This window comes from Stenotrophomonas sp. 610A2 (genome assembly GCF_030549615.1).
Taxonomy (GTDB): domain Bacteria; phylum Pseudomonadota; class Gammaproteobacteria; order Xanthomonadales; family Xanthomonadaceae; genus Stenotrophomonas; species Stenotrophomonas pigmentata.
Genome location: NZ_CP130832.1, coordinates 1,273,582 through 1,290,924, shown reverse-complemented (window position 1 = coordinate 1,290,924; position 17,343 = coordinate 1,273,582). Strand labels below are relative to the sequence as shown.

At 63.2% G+C, this 17,343-nt stretch carries 17 protein-coding genes, 5 tRNA genes and 1 other RNA gene; 9 read left to right on the top strand and 14 right to left on the bottom strand.

Annotated elements, in window-relative coordinates; genetic code table 11:
* The first annotated feature begins 3 nt into the window (after positions 1-3).
* The 4 genes from Q5Z11_RS05800 (at position 4) to Q5Z11_RS05785 (ending at position 4,490) form a co-directional block, all read left to right on the top strand.
* Positions 4-483, top strand: a complete 480-nt coding sequence (locus Q5Z11_RS05800) for a hypothetical protein (RefSeq protein WP_303749105.1) — start codon at positions 4-6, stop codon at positions 481-483.
* Between the two features lie 420 nt (positions 484-903).
* The gene (locus Q5Z11_RS05795) at positions 904-1,311 is read left to right on the top strand and encodes a hypothetical protein (RefSeq protein WP_303749104.1); all 408 of its coding nucleotides are present in this window, start codon (positions 904-906) and stop codon (positions 1,309-1,311) included.
* A 168-nt stretch (positions 1,312-1,479) separates the two neighbouring features.
* Complete coding sequence (locus Q5Z11_RS05790; protein ID WP_405051654.1) at positions 1,480-3,831, top strand: GH92 family glycosyl hydrolase; 2,352 nt, start codon at positions 1,480-1,482, stop codon at positions 3,829-3,831.
* Positions 3,832-4,037: 206 nt separating this feature from the next.
* A complete protein-coding gene (locus Q5Z11_RS05785) occupies positions 4,038-4,490 on the top strand; it encodes a GNAT family N-acetyltransferase (RefSeq protein ID WP_303749103.1) in 453 nt (150 codons plus the stop codon).
* 8 nt (positions 4,491-4,498) lie between these two features.
* On the opposite strand, the gene Q5Z11_RS05780 is transcribed toward Q5Z11_RS05785, so the two are convergent.
* The gene (locus Q5Z11_RS05780; protein WP_303749102.1) at positions 4,499-4,816 is read right to left on the bottom strand and encodes a DMT family transporter; all 318 of its coding nucleotides are present in this window, start codon (positions 4,814-4,816) and stop codon (positions 4,499-4,501) included.
* A 311-nt stretch (positions 4,817-5,127) separates the two neighbouring features.
* Here Q5Z11_RS05780 and ffs point away from each other — a divergent pair.
* An RNA gene (gene ffs, locus Q5Z11_RS05775) (signal recognition particle sRNA small type) lies at positions 5,128-5,224 on the top strand.
* A 369-nt stretch (positions 5,225-5,593) separates the two neighbouring features.
* On the opposite strand, the gene Q5Z11_RS05770 is transcribed toward ffs, so the two are convergent.
* Positions 5,594-6,358: an MBL fold metallo-hydrolase gene (locus Q5Z11_RS05770; RefSeq protein WP_303749101.1), complete on the bottom strand. Its 765-nt coding sequence runs from the start codon at positions 6,356-6,358 to the stop codon at positions 5,594-5,596.
* 1 nt (position 6,359) lies between these two features.
* The gene (locus tag Q5Z11_RS05765) at positions 6,360-7,109 is read right to left on the bottom strand and encodes a 3-deoxy-D-manno-octulosonic acid kinase (RefSeq protein ID WP_303749100.1); all 750 of its coding nucleotides are present in this window, start codon (positions 7,107-7,109) and stop codon (positions 6,360-6,362) included.
* A gap of 20 nt (positions 7,110-7,129) precedes the next feature.
* Here Q5Z11_RS05765 and Q5Z11_RS05760 point away from each other — a divergent pair, with 20 nt between their 5' ends.
* On the top strand, positions 7,130-8,176 hold the full coding sequence (locus Q5Z11_RS05760; protein WP_303749099.1) for a glycosyltransferase family 9 protein: 1,047 nt from the start codon (positions 7,130-7,132) through the stop codon (positions 8,174-8,176).
* Positions 8,177-8,561: 385 nt separating this feature from the next.
* Here the strand turns inward: Q5Z11_RS05760 and Q5Z11_RS05755 are convergent, their stop codons facing one another.
* Both Q5Z11_RS05755 and Q5Z11_RS05750 read right to left on the bottom strand, forming a co-directional pair.
* Positions 8,562-8,960, bottom strand: coding sequence for a DUF6165 family protein (locus tag Q5Z11_RS05755; protein WP_303749098.1), 399 nt, complete (start codon positions 8,958-8,960; stop codon positions 8,562-8,564).
* Positions 8,961-9,082: 122 nt separating this feature from the next.
* A tRNA-Ser gene (locus Q5Z11_RS05750) sits at positions 9,083-9,173 on the bottom strand.
* A 203-nt stretch (positions 9,174-9,376) separates the two neighbouring features.
* Here Q5Z11_RS05750 and Q5Z11_RS05745 point away from each other — a divergent pair.
* Positions 9,377-10,081, top strand: a complete 705-nt coding sequence (locus Q5Z11_RS05745; protein WP_303749097.1) for a PP2C family protein-serine/threonine phosphatase — start codon at positions 9,377-9,379, stop codon at positions 10,079-10,081.
* 78 nt (positions 10,082-10,159) lie between these two features.
* On the opposite strand, the gene dnaQ is transcribed toward Q5Z11_RS05745, so the two are convergent.
* The 3 genes from dnaQ to Q5Z11_RS05730 are packed head-to-tail and all read right to left on the bottom strand — an operon-like array spanning position 10,160 to position 11,913.
* On the bottom strand, positions 10,160-10,888 hold the full coding sequence (dnaQ, locus tag Q5Z11_RS05740) for a DNA polymerase III subunit epsilon (RefSeq protein ID WP_303749096.1): 729 nt from the start codon (positions 10,886-10,888) through the stop codon (positions 10,160-10,162).
* Positions 10,889-10,896: 8 nt separating this feature from the next.
* Positions 10,897-11,349: a ribonuclease HI gene (rnhA, locus tag Q5Z11_RS05735; RefSeq protein WP_282270937.1), complete on the bottom strand. Its 453-nt coding sequence runs from the start codon at positions 11,347-11,349 to the stop codon at positions 10,897-10,899.
* Positions 11,350-11,364: 15 nt separating this feature from the next.
* A complete protein-coding gene (locus Q5Z11_RS05730) occupies positions 11,365-11,913 on the bottom strand; it encodes a class I SAM-dependent methyltransferase (RefSeq protein ID WP_303749095.1) in 549 nt (182 codons plus the stop codon).
* Between the two features lie 116 nt (positions 11,914-12,029).
* On the opposite strand from Q5Z11_RS05730, the gene gloB reads away from it, so the two are divergent.
* A complete protein-coding gene (gene gloB, locus Q5Z11_RS05725) occupies positions 12,030-12,794 on the top strand; it encodes a hydroxyacylglutathione hydrolase (RefSeq protein ID WP_303749094.1) in 765 nt (254 codons plus the stop codon).
* The gene (locus Q5Z11_RS05720; RefSeq protein WP_303749093.1) at positions 12,791-14,008 is read left to right on the top strand and encodes a lytic transglycosylase domain-containing protein; all 1,218 of its coding nucleotides are present in this window, start codon (positions 12,791-12,793) and stop codon (positions 14,006-14,008) included. Before gloB ends, Q5Z11_RS05720 begins: the two co-directional genes overlap by 4 nt.
* Positions 14,009-14,336: 328 nt before the next feature.
* On the opposite strand, the gene Q5Z11_RS05715 is transcribed toward Q5Z11_RS05720, so the two are convergent.
* The 6 genes from Q5Z11_RS05715 to Q5Z11_RS05690 all read right to left on the bottom strand — a co-directional run bounded on the left by Q5Z11_RS05715 (position 14,337) and on the right by Q5Z11_RS05690 (position 17,193).
* Positions 14,337-16,298 (bottom strand): peptidyl-prolyl cis-trans isomerase, encoded by a 1,962-nt coding sequence (locus Q5Z11_RS05715; protein ID WP_303749092.1) that lies wholly within the window; start codon positions 16,296-16,298, stop codon positions 14,337-14,339.
* Between the two features lie 127 nt (positions 16,299-16,425).
* Positions 16,426-16,502, bottom strand: a tRNA-Asp gene (locus tag Q5Z11_RS05710).
* A gap of 62 nt (positions 16,503-16,564) precedes the next feature.
* Positions 16,565-16,641: transfer RNA gene (locus Q5Z11_RS05705), tRNA-Asp, on the bottom strand.
* 83 nt (positions 16,642-16,724) lie between these two features.
* A tRNA-Asp gene (locus Q5Z11_RS05700) sits at positions 16,725-16,801 on the bottom strand.
* Between the two features lie 32 nt (positions 16,802-16,833).
* A tRNA-Val gene (locus tag Q5Z11_RS05695) sits at positions 16,834-16,908 on the bottom strand.
* Positions 16,909-16,920: 12 nt separating this feature from the next.
* The gene (locus tag Q5Z11_RS05690) at positions 16,921-17,193 is read right to left on the bottom strand and encodes an HU family DNA-binding protein (protein WP_057629314.1); all 273 of its coding nucleotides are present in this window, start codon (positions 17,191-17,193) and stop codon (positions 16,921-16,923) included.
* Between the last annotated feature and the right edge of the window lie 150 nt (positions 17,194-17,343).

Sequence of the window (17,343 nt, the reverse complement as noted above, 5' to 3'; positions counted from 1 at the left end):
ACTATGAAATCTGCAATTTACCGTTTCAGACTGACTGGCCTATTTATTGCGTTATGCATCTCTCTTTCTGCCAATGCTGCGACTAGCAACCACGACCTTCCTGTAGGTGAGGCATTAAATTTGTATCATGCCGCCGTCAGGCAAAGCGAAGCGACGACTTCTGCTCTGCAGACTGGAACGCACGATCAAGCCTCATCTGACAACGCGTATCAGGCAGCCTTTCGCAATGCAGTGTGGGAGGGCCTGAAACTCATTAGGCCACAAGCCACGCCAGAAGAACGGGCTCATATGGCGAGCCTCATCAACACGGCCAAATCGTTGGCAGATGCGTCCGCAGGTTCCGCCCTCGGCTACTACATAGCAACGGGCGTGGAAATCGACCAATTTATCGAAATTGGCGTGCAGAGGGATGCCGACGACGCATTCAGACTCGGATATGCCCAAGCGTTGAAACGAGAGCGCACCACTTCACTCGAAGACTAGATGCTCTTGGCAACAAGAGTTAAACTGACAGGACACAATCAAGGGCATACCTAGGTTTGTGTAACTTGCGAGGATTCAAGGGGTTGGGACAGGTTCCGGAGTGTCCCCCTCTCTCCGCCAGATAAAAAAAGAAAAGGCCGCCCATCGGGTGGCCTTTTCTTTTTATCTGGCGGAAAGCCTGAGGGACGAGAACCCCAACGGGTTCGACTACCGTCGTAGCCAGTGGGACAGCGCAGCCGCTCGAAGGGTGAGGTGCAGAGCGCTGAGTCAATCCCACTGCCCGCCAGATACCTCAATGCTTGAGCGCACAGCCCGAATCAGCGCCTTATCACCATAGAATCGGATACGCCGGTTTTTCTTTGTGGACTCAGTTTGTATCGAGCCCCGCCTTATACCCTCCCACAACCCACGAACCAACAGATGAATAGCAATCACGAACCTCTATGGAAGCAGTTTGCCCCTATCAAGACGCAGCCGAATGCACGTTTTGACTTCAACAACGGACAGGAAATATATGACGTAGCGCTTGCGGTCGAGCAGATAAACGCCAACCCGGACGCCTACCAGTGCCTGCCTGTCCCATTGGCACATCTGGTACCGCAACTCGAAGGAGTAGCGGCTAGCGGAGGTGTGAACGCGGAATATGCCGCGTTACTTTCTTGGGAAGATGCAACGCGACCATTGTTATTGGGGAGCTACGCAACTGGCGAGGTTCGGCTACTTGATGGCTATCACCGTCTGACAAAGCTGTTGAGTGAGCACGGCTCAAACCACGTGGCTGCATGGATACTTACGCCTCAGCAAACTGCCGCAATTCGGCTGATCTAAGGCGCTACAGCCACAGCCAGTCCAAACTGAGCTCCCACGCAGCCACAGGCGAAGCCCCTGCAGGGATCAACAAAGCTGCCTTGTACAGCTTGACGCACTCTATGACCTTCCCCGCCCCTTCTGGTGGCGTGCTAACTTCCAATTTTAGACCGATCTAAAAGGTGCGGGATGAAGCAGTTTGGCGCGACCCTGTTAGTGCTTGCAGCAACCGTGGCAACCTCCTCGTTGGCAGCGCCTTCAGCGCAGGCGGCCTCGCCCGCCGCCAATGGAGCCGCCTATGCCGCCGTGAACCCCTTCATCGGTACCGGTGGCGAGGGCCACACCTATCCGGGTGCTACCGTCCCTTACGGCATGGTCCAGCTGTCGCCCGATACCCGGATCCAGTCGCGCAAGAACGGTTATGGCTGGGCGGCGGGCTATCGCTATGACGACAGCACCATCGTCGGTTTCTCGCATACGCACTTCTCCGGCACCGGCCATTCGGATCTGGGTGATCTGCTGCTGATGCCGACTACCGGTGAGTTGAAGCTGGAGCGCGGCGATCCCGATCAGCCCTTGAGCGGCTATACCTCTCGCTTCAGTCATGCCAGCGAAACCGCGCAGCCTGGTTATTACGCGGTGACGCTGGACGATTACAAGGTACGCGCCGAACTCACTGCCAGCGCGCGCGTCGGCATGCACCGCTACAGCTTCCCGGCTGGTAAGCCGGCGCATGTGGTGCTGGATCTGCGCACCAGCATGTATGACTACCCGGGCAAGATCCTGTGGTCGCGCCTGCGGGTGCGGACCGATGGCACGGTTACCGGCTTCCGCGAGACGCGTGGCTGGGCGCCTGGCCGGCAGCTGTATTTCGCGATGCGTTTCTCGCAGCCGCTCAGCGGCCATCAACTGCACGACACCGAGCAGGATGTTGTCTACAAGGGCTTCCCGCCGCCGGGCGAGAAGGACCCGTCGCAGCGCGCGCAGATCGAAGGCCGGCAGTTGGTTGCGGCCTTTGATGTGGTGCCGGAGGGCGGCAAGCCCTTGCTGGTGAAGGTGGCGATCTCGCCGGTCAGCGAGGAAGGCGCGATTGCCAACCTCGATGCGGAGGCGCCGGGCTGGGATTTCGATGGCATGCGCGCTGCCGCCAAGCAGCAATGGAGCGAGGCGCTGGGTGCAGTCGAAGCGCAGGGCAGCGCGGACGAACGCACCCGCTTCTACACCGCGCTGTATCACACGCTGCTCGGGCCAACCTTGTTCATGGACAGCGATGGTCGCTATCGCGGGCCGGACAACGCGGTGCATCAGGCCAAGGGCTGGACGAACTACTCGACCTTCTCGCTGTGGGACACCTATCGCGCCCTGCACCCTTTGGCCACGTTGGTGCAGCCAGCGCAACGCACCAACGACTTCGTCAACTCGCTGCTGGCATCACGCCGCGAAAGTCCTTACGGCGTGCTGCCTGTGTGGTCGTTCCACGGTCTGGAGACCTGGTGCATGATCGGCTACCACGCGGTGCCGGTGATCGCCGATGCCTATATGAAGGGCATCCGTGGCTACGACACCGAGGAAGCACTGCAAGCGATGGTCGCCAGTGCCAACTACGGTCCGTATGACGGCATCGCGCAGTACCGCGAGCTCGGCTATGTGCCGATCGATGAGGAAGGCGAAGCAGCCAGCAAGACGCTGGAATATGCCTATGACGACTGGACCATCGCGCAGGTGGCCAAGGACATGGGCAAGACCGAAGTGGCGAGCGAGTTCAACAAGCGTGCGGCGAACTGGAAGCATGCCTTCGACCCGGGCACCGGCTTCATGCGTGCGCGCAAGCGCGATGGCAGTTTCCGCGAGCCGTTCGATCCCAGCGCCAGCGGTTACGGCACGGATTTCACTGAAGGCAATGCCTGGCAGTACTCGTGGTACGTGCCACAGGATGTCGCCGGCTTGGCTGCGGCGCATGGTGGCAGCGACAAGCTCCTGCAGCGTCTGGACGATGTATTTGAAGCCAAAGTCGACCCGTCGATCTTCGCGCACATGGAAGACATCACCGGACTGATTGGCTGGTACGCACATGGCAACGAGCCAAGCCACCATGTTGCCTATCTGTATGCACATGCCGGGCAGCCGTGGCGAACGCAGGCACGCTTGAAGCAGATCATGGACACGCAGTACGCGGCGCGTCCGGACGGCTTGGCCGGCAATGATGATCTCGGGCAGATGTCGGCCTGGTATGTGTTTACTGCGCTGGGTTTCTATCCGGTTACGCCGGGTAGCAACCAGTACATCATCGGTCGGCCGTTCCTGCCGCAGGCGACCTTGAATCTGCCGGATGGGAAGCGTTTCAACATCGTTGCTACCGGGCTGGATGCTGCGCATACGTATGTTGGTTCAGTGAGCCTCAATGGCAAGCCGTTGGATCGGGCGTATGTGACGCACCAGGAGATTGTTGCTGGTGGCGAGCTGCGGTTTACGATGCAGGCTGAGCCGAACAAGTCCTGGGCTGCGGATGCGGCGACGTTGCCTTATTCGATGTCGCGTTGATTGGGATTGGGATGGGGCTGTTGCTGGGCGATGACCTGTTGGAAGGAGCACGCTTCGCGCTCCCCTCTCCCCAACCCCTCTCCCGCAAGGGGAGAGGGGCTAAAGCTGAAGCCAAAACCAAAACCAAAACCAAAACCAAAACAGGATTCCCCTGCCCGCTCCCCCTTCCACAAAGAGAAAGGGCAGAAGCTGCTAGATTGCAGCGCATGCCGATCCGCCCCTATCAACCTGCTGATGCCGACGCCTGCCTGTCGCTGTTCGACAGCAATGTGCCCGAGTACTTCACGCCAGCCGAACGCACTGACTTCGCGCAGTTTCTGCAGCGCGATACGCAGGGTTGCGACTATCAGCTGATCGAGCACGATGACCGGGTTGTCGCCTGCGGCGGCTTGGCGATACGGGACGATGGCGTCGCCGTTTTCTGCTGGGGCATGGTCGAACGCAGCCTGCATCGGCAGGGGTTCGGCAGGCAATTGAGCCTTGCGCGTTTACAACAGGCCCGACAGAGCCCGAACGCGAAGCGCGTGGAGCTCAGCACCAGCCAGCACACGCAGGACTTCTACGCCCAGCTCGGCTTCAGCGTGACCCGGGTCGTGGCGGATGGCCACGGCCCGGGGCTGGATGCCGTAGAGATGGTGTTGGTGCTGCGCGCGGACTGAAGCGGTTATCAGCTGCTGGACAGCTTCATCAGCACCAGGCCGCTGACGATCAGTACCGCGGCGCCAATACGCATCGCGCTGATCTGCTCGCCGAGGAAGATGATGCCGATAATGAACGCACCCACCGCGCCGATGCCGGTCCAGATCGTATAGGCCGTGCCCAGCGGCAAGGTACGCATGGCCAAGGCCAGCAACCAGAAGCTGGCGATCATGCCGATGATGGTGACGATGCTGGGAACCAGCTTGGTGAAACCGTGGGATTGCTTCATTGCCAGCGCCCAGACGATTTCCAGCACACCGGCGATCACGAGATAGATCCAAGCCATACAGCCTCCTAGAGAAGCCAGGCCGTCCTGGGTGAAGTCCCGTGATGGGCGGAGGTCGTCCTCCGTTGGGTGGGCATTCTATCCAAGCCGGGCGTCTGGGGCCGCTAACCGGCGGCTGCGGGTTACACGGGGTTCAAGCCGGAACGCTGGTCGGCTGGTGCATGCATACGTTACAATCGCCGCACACGATCAGGACCTGCTCCAGTTTGTGTCCGGTCCATGAAGCATCGGCGGCTGATGATCGCATCGCCCCAGCCTCTCGTATCGTGAATGGCCGCGCCTAGCGCGGCCAAACCGTCTCTATGGTGGCCCCGTCGGCCCCTCGCGACGCTAGGTCGAAAATCCCGCCAGGGCCGGAAGGCAGCAACGGTATCGATCGACGCGGGCGCCGAGGTCAGCCGGCGGGGTCGCCACCTTTTTGGGCCTTGGAAAGTTCCGCCGCTGATGAAGCGGCGGCTTTTGCTTGTGCGTGTTGTAGCCCGGGTAAGCGCACCCGGGGCTTTGGCCGTGCAGGACTTCTGCCGGGCGATCGACTGGGTTGCCGGCCACGAATCGGGCTCTTATTCGTTAAGAGCTACCCGACATGCGTCCCGGGTGCGCTGCGCCTAGCCGGGCTACGTTGCTTCGGAGGGTTCGGGTGAGGCTGATCTGGACCGGCTCCGGCCTTGCCCTCACCCCAACCCCTCTCCCGCAGGCGGGAGAGGGGCTCAGTGATCATTGCTGCCGACAATTTGGGCTCTACGTGCGCCTAAGCTCCGTGGAGCCGCAGCCCGACGCTCAACCCTCAAACCGCTCCGCACGCGGTGCCGTCGGCTCGGCCAGTACAACGCACTCACCCGGCATCGCCACGCGGTGGCCGCGGGCGCGCAGTGCTTCGCCGTCGGCGGCGCTGGCGTAGTGGTAGAGCATCATCCGCGCCTGGGTGGCGGCGTCGTATTCGCGCTCCAAGTCATCCACGCCGGTATGCGACGGATTGCCGTGCAGGCCGCAGTCGTGGGCGATCAGTTCGTTGTCATCGGCAAAACGCGCCAGCATTTCCGGGATCGGACGGGTGTCACCGCTCCACACCAATGCGCCTTGCAGGCGCAGGCCGTAGGCGGTTTCCGGCCAGTGGTGGCGCACCGGGAATACTTCCAGTCGCAGGCTGTCATGCCAGAACGCATCGCCGACCACGATCAGCTGGAAGGCATCCCAGAAATTGGCACCGCCTTCGGCCAGCACGTTCGGGTAGTCACCTACCCGCTTGTGCAGCAACGGTACCAGCGGCGCCGGCACGTATAGCCGCACCTTGCCGCGCCGTTGCGGGTTGAAGAAGGCATCGACGAACAGGCGCTCGAAGCCGGCCACATGGTCCAGGTGGATATGGGTGACGAACAGCGCATCCGGCATGGCGCCGTAATGGTTGCGGTAAGCGGTCAGCCCTTCGCCGCCGCAATCGATGGTCAGCCATGGCAGGCCGTCGTGCTCGATCACCGACATCGGCGAACCCAGCTCCACCGCCGACGCATTGCCGACGCCAAGGAAACGCAACGCCCAACTCATGTCACACGCCCCGGTTCCAGGCCAGATCATAGGCACGACGCAGCCGCGCATAGTCCTGCTCCACGTCCTCGCGGCTGCGCGCACCGCGCAGCTTGAGCAGGGAACGCAGCAGGCGCTTGAGGTTGCGCTCGCGCCAGCGGGTGGCGGGAATGCGCAGCACGCCGCGGTCGAAATCGATCAGCCAGCCGCGGCCAGCGTCATCGAACAGGATGTTGTGGGCGTTCAGATCAGCGTGGTCCAGGCCTGCACGGTGGAAGCGCGCGATCATCCGCCCGGCCTCTTCCCACGGCGCACCGCGGCCGGTGATCTGCGCGTGGTCGGCCAGCGAACGCACGTCTTCCAGCCGTTCCATCAGCAGTGCCGCCTTGTAGCGCAGGCCTTCGCGCATGTAGAACGCGGCATAGGGGCGCGGCACCGGCAACTTGCGCACGATCAGCTCGCGCATGAGGCGGAATTCGGCAAAGCTTCGAGTGCGGTTGGCACCGCGCCACAAGTAGCTGCTGTGGCTGAGCTTGGCGGCAACACCACCGCGCAGGTACTGGCGCAGCACGCTGCGGCCGAACGGCGCGTCGATGAACCATGCGCCGCCTCGCCCGCCCTCACCTACCGGCTGGGCCTTGCTGCCCCATTGCGCAGGCGCGAACAAGCCGGGATCGGCTTGCCGCAGGCGTTCGCGGTCGAACAGAATGGCGCCATAGCCGCGACCATCGCGGCAGGGCGTCAGCGCTTCAGTGGCGTCAAATGCGACCATCTTTACGAGTCTAACAACACATGCCTGCATCGTCCTCCCCGTTGTGTCTTTTGCGCCTCTCGGCATTGGGCGATGTCACCCATGTGGTTCCGCTGGTACGCACCCTGCAGCAGGGTTTTCCGGGCACGCCGCTGCACTGGGTGATCGACAAGGCCGGCCACAAGCTGCTTGATGGCTTGCCGGGGGTCAGCTTCCACGTCTACGACAAGAACAGCGGCTTGGCTGGAATGCGTGCGCTGCGTCGCGAATTTCCAGCCGGTCGTTTCGAGGCGCTGCTGCAGATGCAGGTCGCTGCACGTGCCAATCTGTTGTCGGCCTTCATTCCGGCCAAGCGCCGTATCGGTTACGACAAGTCGCGCTCCAAGGACCTGCACGGTCTTTTCATCAACGAGCGCATCCCCGACCGCCCTGGCATCCATGTGCTCGATGCCATCGGCAGCTTCTGCGAGCCGCTGGGCCTGAAGCAGACCGAGGTCAGCTGGGACCTGGCCACGCCGCCGGAGGCCCATGAGTGGGCGCGCGCGCAATGGGATGAGGATGGCCGCCCGGTGCTGATGATCTCGCCCTGCTCCAGCCACCAGCGCCGCAACTGGTACGCCGAGCGCCACGCTGCGCTGGCCGACCATGCCGTAGACCAGGGTTGGCGGGTGGTGCTGTGTGGTGGCCGCAGCGAGCTGGAGCGCAGCACCAGCGACGCCATCCTCGCCGCGATGAAGCACCCGGCGTTGGATCTGGTCGGCAAGGACACGCTCAAGCAGCTGCCCGCGCTGCTGGCCCGCGCCTCGCTGCTGGTCACTCCCGACTCCGGCCCGATGCATATCGCCAATGCGGTCGGCACCAAGGTGCTGGGCCTGCATGCAGCCAGCAACCCGGCGCGCAGCGGCCCCTACTCCGACCGCCGCTATTGCGTGGACCGCTATGACGATGCCGCCCGTCGTTACCTCAACAAGCCCGCCAGCGAGCTGAAATGGGGCACCAAGATCGAGTTCGACGATGTGATGTCGTTGATCACGGTGGACGATGCGATTGCCGCGTTCGAGCGTTATCGCGCGGATCATCAAAGCTGAGCAGCTGCAGGAACCGCTTCATATAGGGCCGCCGTGATTCTGTAGGAGCGGCGTAAGCCGCGAAGCTGGCAGTGCTGACGCGCCAGACATTCCTGCCATCTGATGAGCCACGAGCTTCGCGGCTTATGCCGCTCCCACAAAGCGGGCTTAGGCTTTGTTTGTGGGAGCTGCGTCAGCTGCGAAGCTGGCAGTGCCGACCCGCCCGGCATTCCTGCCATCTGATGATCTACGAGCTTCGCGGCTTATGCCGCTCCCACAACGCGGATTTAGGCTTTGTTTGTGGGAGCTGCGTCAGCTGCGAAGCTGGCCATCCTGCAGCGCCGGGCATTCCTGCCATCTGCTGATCCACGAGCTTCGCGGGTTACGCCGCTCCTACAAGGCCGGCTCAGCCCGCGCGGTAGTCCTGGTAGGACTTCTCTTCCACGTAGCTGGAACCCAGGGCCAGGTTGATGTCCTTCTTGATGCGCGCGCGCTCGTCGTTCTGGATGTACACGCTGCGCGCCAGCTGCACGAAGGAATCGTCGAAGGCCTGCGCCTTCTCTTTCAGGCGGATGTCGTCCTCGATGTCCCACAGGCGCTCGTTGACTGCCTTCAGCTCGGTACGCAGCGCCGTGATGTCCTGCGCGGCGGCAGGGTGCGCGGCCCAGGTGCTGTCCAGCGCGTTCAGTTCATTGCGCACATTGACCAGCTTTGCCGCATCGCTCATGCGCTCGGACTTGATCTGCAGGATGGAGATCTTGTCCAACAGCTCACCGAAGGACACGGGAACGAGAATTTCTGACATGGGGCTTACCGATTGGATCAGGCGCACAGTGTAGCCGCTGATACCCCGCAGGCTGCCACGCAGCCAAGCCAACACCGGGCGGAAAAAGAAAAAGCCACCCGAAGGTGGCTTTTTCAAGTATCTGGCGGAGAGGGGGGGATTCGAACCCCCGAGGCGCTATAAACGCCTGCCTGATTTCGAGTCAGGTACATTCAACCGCTCTGCCACCTCTCCAGATGGTCCCCGGCGAACCGGGCTGCGAATAATAAGGGGCATTGGCCGCGCGGACAAGCGGTTTTTAACGAAAAGGATCGATTGGCCATGCAGGCGCTGCATTCCGCCAGCCAAACGAGTGTGTGCAGGCGCTTGCCGTACACCTCCATGAACGCGATGATGCAGTGACCTTCAACGTTGATATACAGCCCGTTCGGGCACTCATGATCGAATTCGGACACCTCAGCCATGTCGGCCTGCGCCGCCAGCTCAATGAAGACACCTACTACGGTGACGGCGAGCTGGGTTTGTGGCTGGTTGCCGACGGCATGGGCGGCCACGCCTGCGGCGAGGTAGCCAGCGCGCTGGCGCGCGAGACCATCGTGCGTGAAGTGCGCAATGGTGCCTCGCTGGTGCAGGCCATTCGCACCGCCGACGAGGAAATCATCCGCACCTCGCGCCGCCGCAATGACAGTCTGCCGATGGGCACCACCGTGGTGGCCGCACGCGTGCAGGGCAATCGCTTCGAAGTGGCGTGGGTCGGCGACAGCCGTGCCTACCTGTGGCGCGATGCCAAGCTGGCCCAGCTCAGCCAGGACCATAGCTACGTGCAGGAGCTGATCGCGCAGGGCACGCTCACCGCGGAGCAGGCCCGCGCCCATCCACACCGCAATGTGGTCACCCAGGCGCTTGGAGTGACCGATCCGGCCCACCTCAACGTCGCCACCATGACCGGTGAATTACGTCCGGGCATGCAGCTGCTGCTGTGCAGTGATGGGCTCACCGAGGAAGTGGACGACGCCGGCCTCACCCAGGCACTGGCCCACGGCGACTGCAGCGCGCAGGAATGCGTGGACGCACTGGTCGCCGCCGCGCTGGATGGCGGCGGCTCGGACAACGTCACCGTCGTCCTGGTCCGCTGCCACTAAGGCAGCGGACTTTGTTTTACTTCGATACGCCGACAAGCGCCGGCCGGCCAATCACGGCCAATCACGGCCGGGCGCGGCTCAGGCTGACTCGGCCGGCGCCGGTGCCGGCTCGCCATCCCACCAGGCATGACCGGCCTTCTTGCGCAGCTTGGCCAGGCGCGCTTCGTGCGCCTCCTGCTCCGAGGCGGTGACCAGCACGCGCGGCCGCGGCAGCAGCACGGAGGTATCGAAGGCCTGCGCCGCACCGCCGGCATTGCCAGCCTCCGCTTCCGGCTGACCAAAGCCGATCTCTTCCTGGCCCGAGGTCAGCGCGATATAGACGTCGGCCAGGATCTGCGCATCGAGCAGGCCGCCGTGCAGCGTGCGGTGGGCGTTGTCCACGCCCAGACGGCGACACAACGCATCCAGCGAGTTGCGCTGGCCGGGAAAGCGCTCGCGCGCCATCGCCAGGGTATCGGTCACCGTCACCCGGTTGGCCAGGCGCCCCTTGCCGGCCAGGCTCATCTCGTTCTCGAGGAAGCCCATGTCGAACGAGGCGTTGTGGATGATCAGCTCGGCGCCATCCACGTAGGCGAGGAACTCATCCACCACTTCTTCGAAGCGCGGCTTGTCGGCGAGGAAGTCCAGGCTCAGGCCGGTGACTTCTGCGGCGCCGGATTCAAAGTCGCAATCCGGTTTCAGGTAACGGTGGAAGTTGTTGCCGCTGGGGCGCCGCTCAAGCAGCTCCACGCAGCCGATTTCGACCACGCGGTTGCCCTTCTTCCATTCCAGGCCGGTGGTTTCTGTATCAAGGACGATCTGGCGCATCAGCTACCTCAGTTGCTCGCGGCGCCAGCGCGCACGCGGATTGCAGCATCGCGGGCCAACTGGTCCACGCGTTCGTTGTCCGGGTCACCGGAATGGCCCTTCACCCAGCGCCAGTCGATCTGATGGCGTTGCGTGGCCTCGTGCAGGCGCTCCCACAGGTCACGGTTCTTGACCGGGTCACCGCCAGCGGTCTTCCAGTTGCGCCGCACCCAGCCCGGCATCCATTCGGTGATGCCCTGGCGTACGTACTGCGAATCGGTGAACAAGGTGATGTTGCAGGGCTCGCTGAGCGTTTCCAGGCCCATGATCGCGGCCATCAACTCCATCCGGTTGTTGGTGGTGTGGGCTTCGCCACCGGCCAGCTCGCGCTCATGGCCCTTGTAACGCAACAACGCGCCCCATCCGCCAGGGCCGGGATTGCCGAGGCAGGCGCCGTCGGTATGTACTTCAATTGACTTCATAGTGTTCCGTTGAATTCAGGTCGCCACCGGGTCGCGCCAACCGACGCGACTGGCCTTGATCGGGCCGATCAAGGCCACGGTGCGTTTTTCAGCTTCCAGCACGCACAAGGCGCGCAGGGCCGGCAGAGCCGTGCCCGGGGTGTTGCCCGACTGCGTCCACAGCGGGCCATAGTGCCGCAGCGAGCGACATCGTATGCCTTGCCGCTGCAATAGTGTCCTGCAACGTGTCACCGAGGGTGGCCGCGCGCCCTGCCACTGCCAATGCGCGCGGTAGGGACTGCAGCGGTTGAGCAGGGTCACCCAGACCCGACCACCGGGCATCAGCACCCGCGCGCATTCGGACAACAAGGGTTCCAGCTCCTCGGCCGCCGGGTGCTCGATGACGATGGCCTTGATCGACTCGCTGGGCAGCGGCAAGGGCAGGCTGCAGCGCAGGTCCCCTGCCCAGCCAGGCACTTGCGGGTCGCGGTGCAGGTGCAGGCCACGGCCCTGCGGGGAGGGGTCCGGCCGCCAGAAGGCGTTTGGCGCCATCCACAGCCACGGTGGCGAGGGAAATCCGCGCATTTGTTCAGACAGCAGCCGCTGCTCCCATTCCCGCATCGCCTGCGCCCCGGCTTTCTCAAACCAGGGCGAGACTGCAGCTTGACGGGGGGACTTGGCGGCAGGCATTTTCCAATTCTATGCGACTGATCGCCCTGCCCGCATTTCAGGACAACTACATCTGGGCGCTGCAAACGCCTGATGACCGCACGATTTTCGTCGACCCCGGCCAGGCCGGCCCGGTTTTCGAAGCCGCTGCACAAGGCATGCAGCCTGCAGGTGTCCTGCTCACCCACCACCACGACGATCACATCGGCGGGGTGGCGGAGCTGCGCCAGCGTTGGCCGCGGTTGCGCGTCATCGCTCCGGTAGATGAACGCATCCCATTGGAATGTGAACGAGTCAGCGAAGGCAACCGGGTAGAATTGTCGGGCTTCGACTTCAGCGTGATGGAAGTTCCCGGTCACACCCGAAGCCATATTGCCTACTACGGCCACGATCATTTGTTCAGTGGCGACATGTTGTTCAGCTTGGGCTGTGGACGCATGTTCGAAGGTACGCCGGCCCAGATGTTGGCCTCGCTCCGGCGAATGGCCGCCCTGCCCCCACAGACACTGGTCTGCTGCGGGCACGAATACACGCTGGCCAATGCCGTGTTTGCGCGGCATGTCGACCCCACCAACGCGGCATTGCAGCGCCGCCAACAGGAAGCCTCGGACATGCGCAGCAGTTCCCGTCCTACCGTTCCCGCCGTCCTGGCCAGTGAACTGGAATGCAATCCGTTTCTGCGGACTGCCGATACCGCGATCGTTGCAGCGATCGCTGCGCGGCTTGGCCGCGCGCCCACCGACGAGGTGGAAGTCTTCGCCGAATTGCGGCGGTGGAAAGACGGTTTTCGCGCATGAGGCGGCTTTGTCTGCCGTTGGCGCTGGGGTTGTTGTTGGGCACGGGCAGCGGCACGCTGGCCGCCCAGACCCTCCCGGTCAGCGCCGGCATGACCCAGAACGTCGCCGCACTGACCGCTTTACCGCTGGACCCGGCCTCCCTGCCGGCTCCGACTACCCGTAACGGACGCGAGATCTTCGCCAACTTCCGTGAGGGCCTGGCCGCACCACAGTGCGACGCCGAAGCCACCAGCCCACGCTGGCGCAAGCAGTTCTCGCACGCCCCGTCGCGACTGGGCAATGTCGAGGATGACGCGCTGCCGCTGTTCGGCTACGTCGTCGATGAGCTGCGCAGTGCCGGCCTGCCGACCGAATTCGCGCTGATCCCCTTCGTTGAAAGCGGCTACCGCCCCGGTGCCCGCAACGCCAGCGGCCCGGCCGGGCTGTGGCAGTTCATCGCCACCACCGCGCGCAACCACCGCGTGCCGATGGAGAAGGGCTATGACGGCCGCCTGTCGGCCGTGGATTCCACCCGCGCCGCGGTGCGCTACCTGAAGACCCTGCACGGCATGTTTGCCGGTGACTGGCAGCTGGCGGTGATGGCGTACAACGCCGGTGAGTACCGCATCCTGCAATCGCTGCGTCGTGGCGGCATGAACGCACAGAACGCCACCGCTTCCGAGCTGCCAGGCCTGTCACCGATCACCTACGCGTACGTCGAAAAGCTGCATGCCTTGGCCTGCGTGCTGGAACAGTCCGAGAACGAACCCGACCTGATGGCCGCGCTGGACCGTCAGGTGCCGATCCTGAAGGGCCACACGCTGCCGGCCAACACCACCCTGGCAGCCTGGTCAGCGCAGAACGCGCTGGACCCGGCCCGCATCGCCCGCCTCAACCCCGCCTTGACCAGCTCACGCTCCGGCACCCGGGTGCTGGCGCCGGCTGCGGCCATGGGCAGCGTCGAGAGCGACAACAGCGAGAGCGTGCTGGTCGCGACCCGCGATGCGCCGCCTGCTGCAACCCAGTCCGTTGCCAGCAACCGCCCGGCAGCTCCTTCCCGTGCGGTGGCCTCGGCCAGCAGCGGCAGCCGCCACACGGTGCGCAGCGGTGAGTCAGCCTGGACCATCGCCCGCCGCTACGGCATTTCGGTGAAGACCCTGCTGACCTCCAACAACCTGGACGCCAGCGCAGTGCTGAAGCCGGGCATGGTGCTGCGCTACGACGAAGTGCGCTGAAGCAGGCTCCAGCATGAAAGCCGAACCAGAAGCCCGGCCAACAGCCGGGCTTCTGCGTTTCCGCATCGATGTAGTGCCGAGCCATGCTCGGCAAGGGCTTTACCAGCAATCCCCAGCGTTTGTAGGAGCGGCGTAAGCCGCGAAGCCGGTGGCAAAGAAATCACCGGCATCTGCGCAATCTGACCGATCACCAGCTTCGCGGCTTACGCCGCTCCTACAACCGCATGTCAGCGGTAACGCCCCTGCCGAGCATGGCTCGGCACTACATGTACAAAAAGCCCGGCTTACGCCGGGCTTTTTGTTTGTTGCTGCTCAGGTGATCAGTTGATCAGAGCTGGGATTCCTGCACCTGCACCTTGTAGCGCTTGCGCATGCCGTCGACATAGGCCTTGGCTGCAGCGGCGCCGTCGATCTGGCTCAGCTGGCCCTTGAGCATGGCCTGCTGTGCTTCCGGCACTTCGGCCGGGTTGCCCGGGGTCACCTTGGTGACCGCGAACACGGCATAGCGACCCGGCTCCATCTCGACCTTGCCATAGCTGGGCTTGTCGCCGACCGGAGCTGCGGCAGTGAACGCAGCACGGTTGGCTTCAGCCGTCGGCATCGGCGCGGTGCGCGGCAGGCCCGGCATCGGCAGCAACTGCAGCTGCTCGGGGCCGGCCAATGCCTGCAGGGTCTGGCCACCGTTCAACTTGGCCAGCAAGGCGTCAGCAGCCTTCTTCGAAGCCTCCTCGGTGCGGTGCGCACGCACAGCAGCAATCACCTGCTCGCGCGCCTGCGCCAGCGGGATGGCCTGCTCCGGGGTGTGCTCGGTCACGCGGACCATCACGTTGTGGTTCGGGCCAAGCTCGATCGGATCGCTGACCGTGCCGTCTTCCTTCAACGCGTCGGAGAACACGGCCTTCAGCACTGCCGGATTGGCAGCGATGCCGCTGGCGGTGGCACGGTTGAACGGGCCCAGGGTCTGCACCGGCAGGCCAACTTCCTTGGCTGCGCCGCCCAGTTCGGTCGGGTTCTTGTAAACCAGATCGACCAAGCGACCGCTCAGCTCGTTGAACGCCTTCTCGGTATCGGCCTGCAGCTGCTCGGCGGCAAGCTGGTCACGCACTTCCTCGAACGGACGGCCTTCGCCACCCTTGATCTCGCGCAGCTGCAGCACGTGGTAACCGAACGCACTCTTGACCGGGCCAACCACATCGCCAGCCTTCATCGCGAACAGCGCGTCCTCGAAGGACTTGTCCATCACACCCTTCTCAACCCAGCCCAGGTCGCCACCGGCGTCCTTGGAACCCGGGTCTTCCGAGTTGGCCTTGGCCAGCGCCGCGAAGTCCGCGCCCGGCTGCTTGGCTTCGGCGGCAAGTTTCGCAGCCTTTGCCTCGGCAGCCTTTTCGTCGCTGCCGGTGGCGATCAGGATGTGCGAGGCCAAGCGCTGGTCGGCGCTGACAAAACGCATCTTCTCGTCTTCGTAGCGCTGGCGCAGCGTGGCTTCGTCAGCGGCAGTCACTGCCGGCATGCTGGCTGCATTGATCTCGACATATTCGATGGTGACGCTTTCCGGCTGGCGGAAATCCTTCGGGTGCGCCTTGTACCACTGGTCGATCTCGGCATCGGTGACGGCGGCGGTGTCAGCGGCAACAGCCGGCAACAACGCGAATTCGACGTCACGGGTTTCACCGAGCAGCTTCAACAGACGCTCGCTCTCACCCTTGGTGGTGAAGCCGGACTCGGCCAGCGCAGAAGGAATGATCGACTGCTGCAGGCTGGTGCGCACCAGCTGCTCGAACATCGCCGGCGTACGCGGCGGCATGCTCTGCGCCAGCGCCAGACGGTACTGGTCAGGATCGAACTTGCCGTCCTTCTGGAAACCAGGGATCGCTGCGATGTAATCACGCACGGCATTGTCGCCAATGACGATATGCGCGTCTTCGGCAGCCAGGCGCACGACCTGTTCGTCGATCAGCTGATCAAGCACGAGGCGCTTGTTTTCGGTGGTCTCGAATTCGCGCGGGTCGAAGTTGTCGCCCTGCTGCTCGCGCGCCTGCATGCGTGCCTGCTCGAAGCGGGTGCGGAAGTCCTCGACGCTGACTTCGTGGTGCTTCCACAGGAACGACATCGGCCACCACGACGGGGCCGAAGTCCACCACGACGGCGGAGCCGACACCTTGGCAACGTTCTGTGCGCCGACGCCACCGAGGTAGCTGTTGTCGATCACAAACAGGAACGGGATCATCAACAGGCCCATGATCACCGTAACGATCCAGCCTGAGGTCTTGTCGCGAAGTTTCTGCAGCATGGGCAAATCGAGGCCTGAGTGGCGAGCCGGGCAGTTTAACCCGCTTCCTGCCCTGCGCCCAACTCGGCTGCCATCAATAGCTGGCCAAAAAAAAGCCCCCGGCTTGCGCCGAGGGCTTTGAGACAACTGGCGGAGCGGACGGGACTCGAACCCGCGACCTCCGGCGTGACAGGCCAGCATTCTAACCAACTGAACTACCGCTCCACATTTGACTCGACCACCGCTGGTTTCCCAGGGCGCGCGCTCCTAAAAGCGACTTGATTAAATGGCGGAGCGGACGGGACTCGAACCCGCGACCTCCGGCGTGACAGGCCAGCATTCTAACCAACTGAACTACCGCTCCACATTTAATTTTTTAGTTTTCCCTCCCTCTTGTGGGGTTTGAGAAAACAAGGCCCCCGATTTTGTCAGGGGCCAATTTGAAACTGGCGGAGCGGACGGGACTCGAACCCGCGACCTCCGGCGTGACAGGCCAGCATTCTAACCAACTGAACTACCGCTCCACACTTTCAAACTGTTACTGCAATGCTTAACTTGGTGGGTGCTGAGGGTTTCGAACCCCCGACCCTCTCCGTGTAAGGGAGACGCTCTACCGCTGAGCTAAGCACCCCAGCTGAGCCGCTTAGTTTACAGCGTCTTTCAGAGCTTTACCAGCCTTGAAGGCAGGATTTTTTGCAGCAGCGATTTTGATCTCTTCGCCGGTCTTCGGGTTACGGCCGGTGCGCGCAGCGCGCTCGCGAACCTGGAACGTACCGAAGCCCACCAGAGTCACGGCCTCACCCTTCTTCAGGGCCTTGGTGATCTCGGCGATGACGGCATCAACCGCACGGCCAGCTTCAGCCTTGGACAGGTCAGCAGCACCGGCAACGCCATCGATCAATTCGGTCTTGTTCATTCTGTAAAACTCCCTTTGCGGGTAATCCGCGGAATTATTTTGAGTGGCAGCCGTGCGTCCCCAAGACCCACGACCGCCGAAGAACCTGCAAACACGCCAGCAACAAGCTGCTGCTGCGTGAGTCGCACTTTTATACCAGCGCCCCCCTAC

Excerpts from the sequence above, each read along its gene's own strand:
- Q5Z11_RS05755 (WP_303749098.1), bottom strand. The coding sequence starts at position 8,960 with ATGTCAGAAATTCTCGTTCCCGTGTCCTTCGGTGAGCTGTTGGACAAG.
- Q5Z11_RS05800 (WP_303749105.1), top strand. The coding sequence starts at position 4 with ATGAAATCTGCAATTTACCGTTTCAGACTGACTGGCCTATTTATTGCG.
- Q5Z11_RS05780 (WP_303749102.1), bottom strand. The coding sequence starts at position 4,816 with ATGGCTTGGATCTATCTCGTGATCGCCGGTGTGCTGGAAATCGTCTGG.
- Q5Z11_RS05730 (WP_303749095.1), bottom strand. The coding sequence starts at position 11,913 with ATGCGCGGATTTCCCTCGCCACCGTGGCTGTGGATGGCGCCAAACGCC.
- Q5Z11_RS05770 (WP_303749101.1), bottom strand. The coding sequence starts at position 6,358 with ATGAGTTGGGCGTTGCGTTTCCTTGGCGTCGGCAATGCGTCGGCGGTG.
- rnhA (WP_282270937.1), bottom strand. The coding sequence starts at position 11,349 with ATGAAGTCAATTGAAGTACATACCGACGGCGCCTGCCTCGGCAATCCC.
- Q5Z11_RS05720 (WP_303749093.1), top strand. The coding sequence starts at position 12,791 with ATGAGGCGGCTTTGTCTGCCGTTGGCGCTGGGGTTGTTGTTGGGCACG.
- Q5Z11_RS05765 (WP_303749100.1), bottom strand. The coding sequence starts at position 7,109 with ATGGTCGCATTTGACGCCACTGAAGCGCTGACGCCCTGCCGCGATGGT.
- Q5Z11_RS05745 (WP_303749097.1), top strand. The coding sequence starts at position 9,377 with ATGATCGAATTCGGACACCTCAGCCATGTCGGCCTGCGCCGCCAGCTC.
- Q5Z11_RS05690 (WP_057629314.1), bottom strand. The coding sequence starts at position 17,193 with ATGAACAAGACCGAATTGATCGATGGCGTTGCCGGTGCTGCTGACCTG.
- gloB (WP_303749094.1), top strand. The coding sequence starts at position 12,030 with ATGCGACTGATCGCCCTGCCCGCATTTCAGGACAACTACATCTGGGCG.
- Q5Z11_RS05760 (WP_303749099.1), top strand. The coding sequence starts at position 7,130 with ATGCCTGCATCGTCCTCCCCGTTGTGTCTTTTGCGCCTCTCGGCATTG.
- Q5Z11_RS05790 (WP_405051654.1), top strand. The coding sequence starts at position 1,480 with ATGAAGCAGTTTGGCGCGACCCTGTTAGTGCTTGCAGCAACCGTGGCA.
- Q5Z11_RS05715 (WP_303749092.1), bottom strand. The coding sequence starts at position 16,298 with ATGCTGCAGAAACTTCGCGACAAGACCTCAGGCTGGATCGTTACGGTG.
- dnaQ (WP_303749096.1), bottom strand. The coding sequence starts at position 10,888 with ATGCGCCAGATCGTCCTTGATACAGAAACCACCGGCCTGGAATGGAAG.
- Q5Z11_RS05795 (WP_303749104.1), top strand. The coding sequence starts at position 904 with ATGAATAGCAATCACGAACCTCTATGGAAGCAGTTTGCCCCTATCAAG.
- Q5Z11_RS05785 (WP_303749103.1), top strand. The coding sequence starts at position 4,038 with ATGCCGATCCGCCCCTATCAACCTGCTGATGCCGACGCCTGCCTGTCG.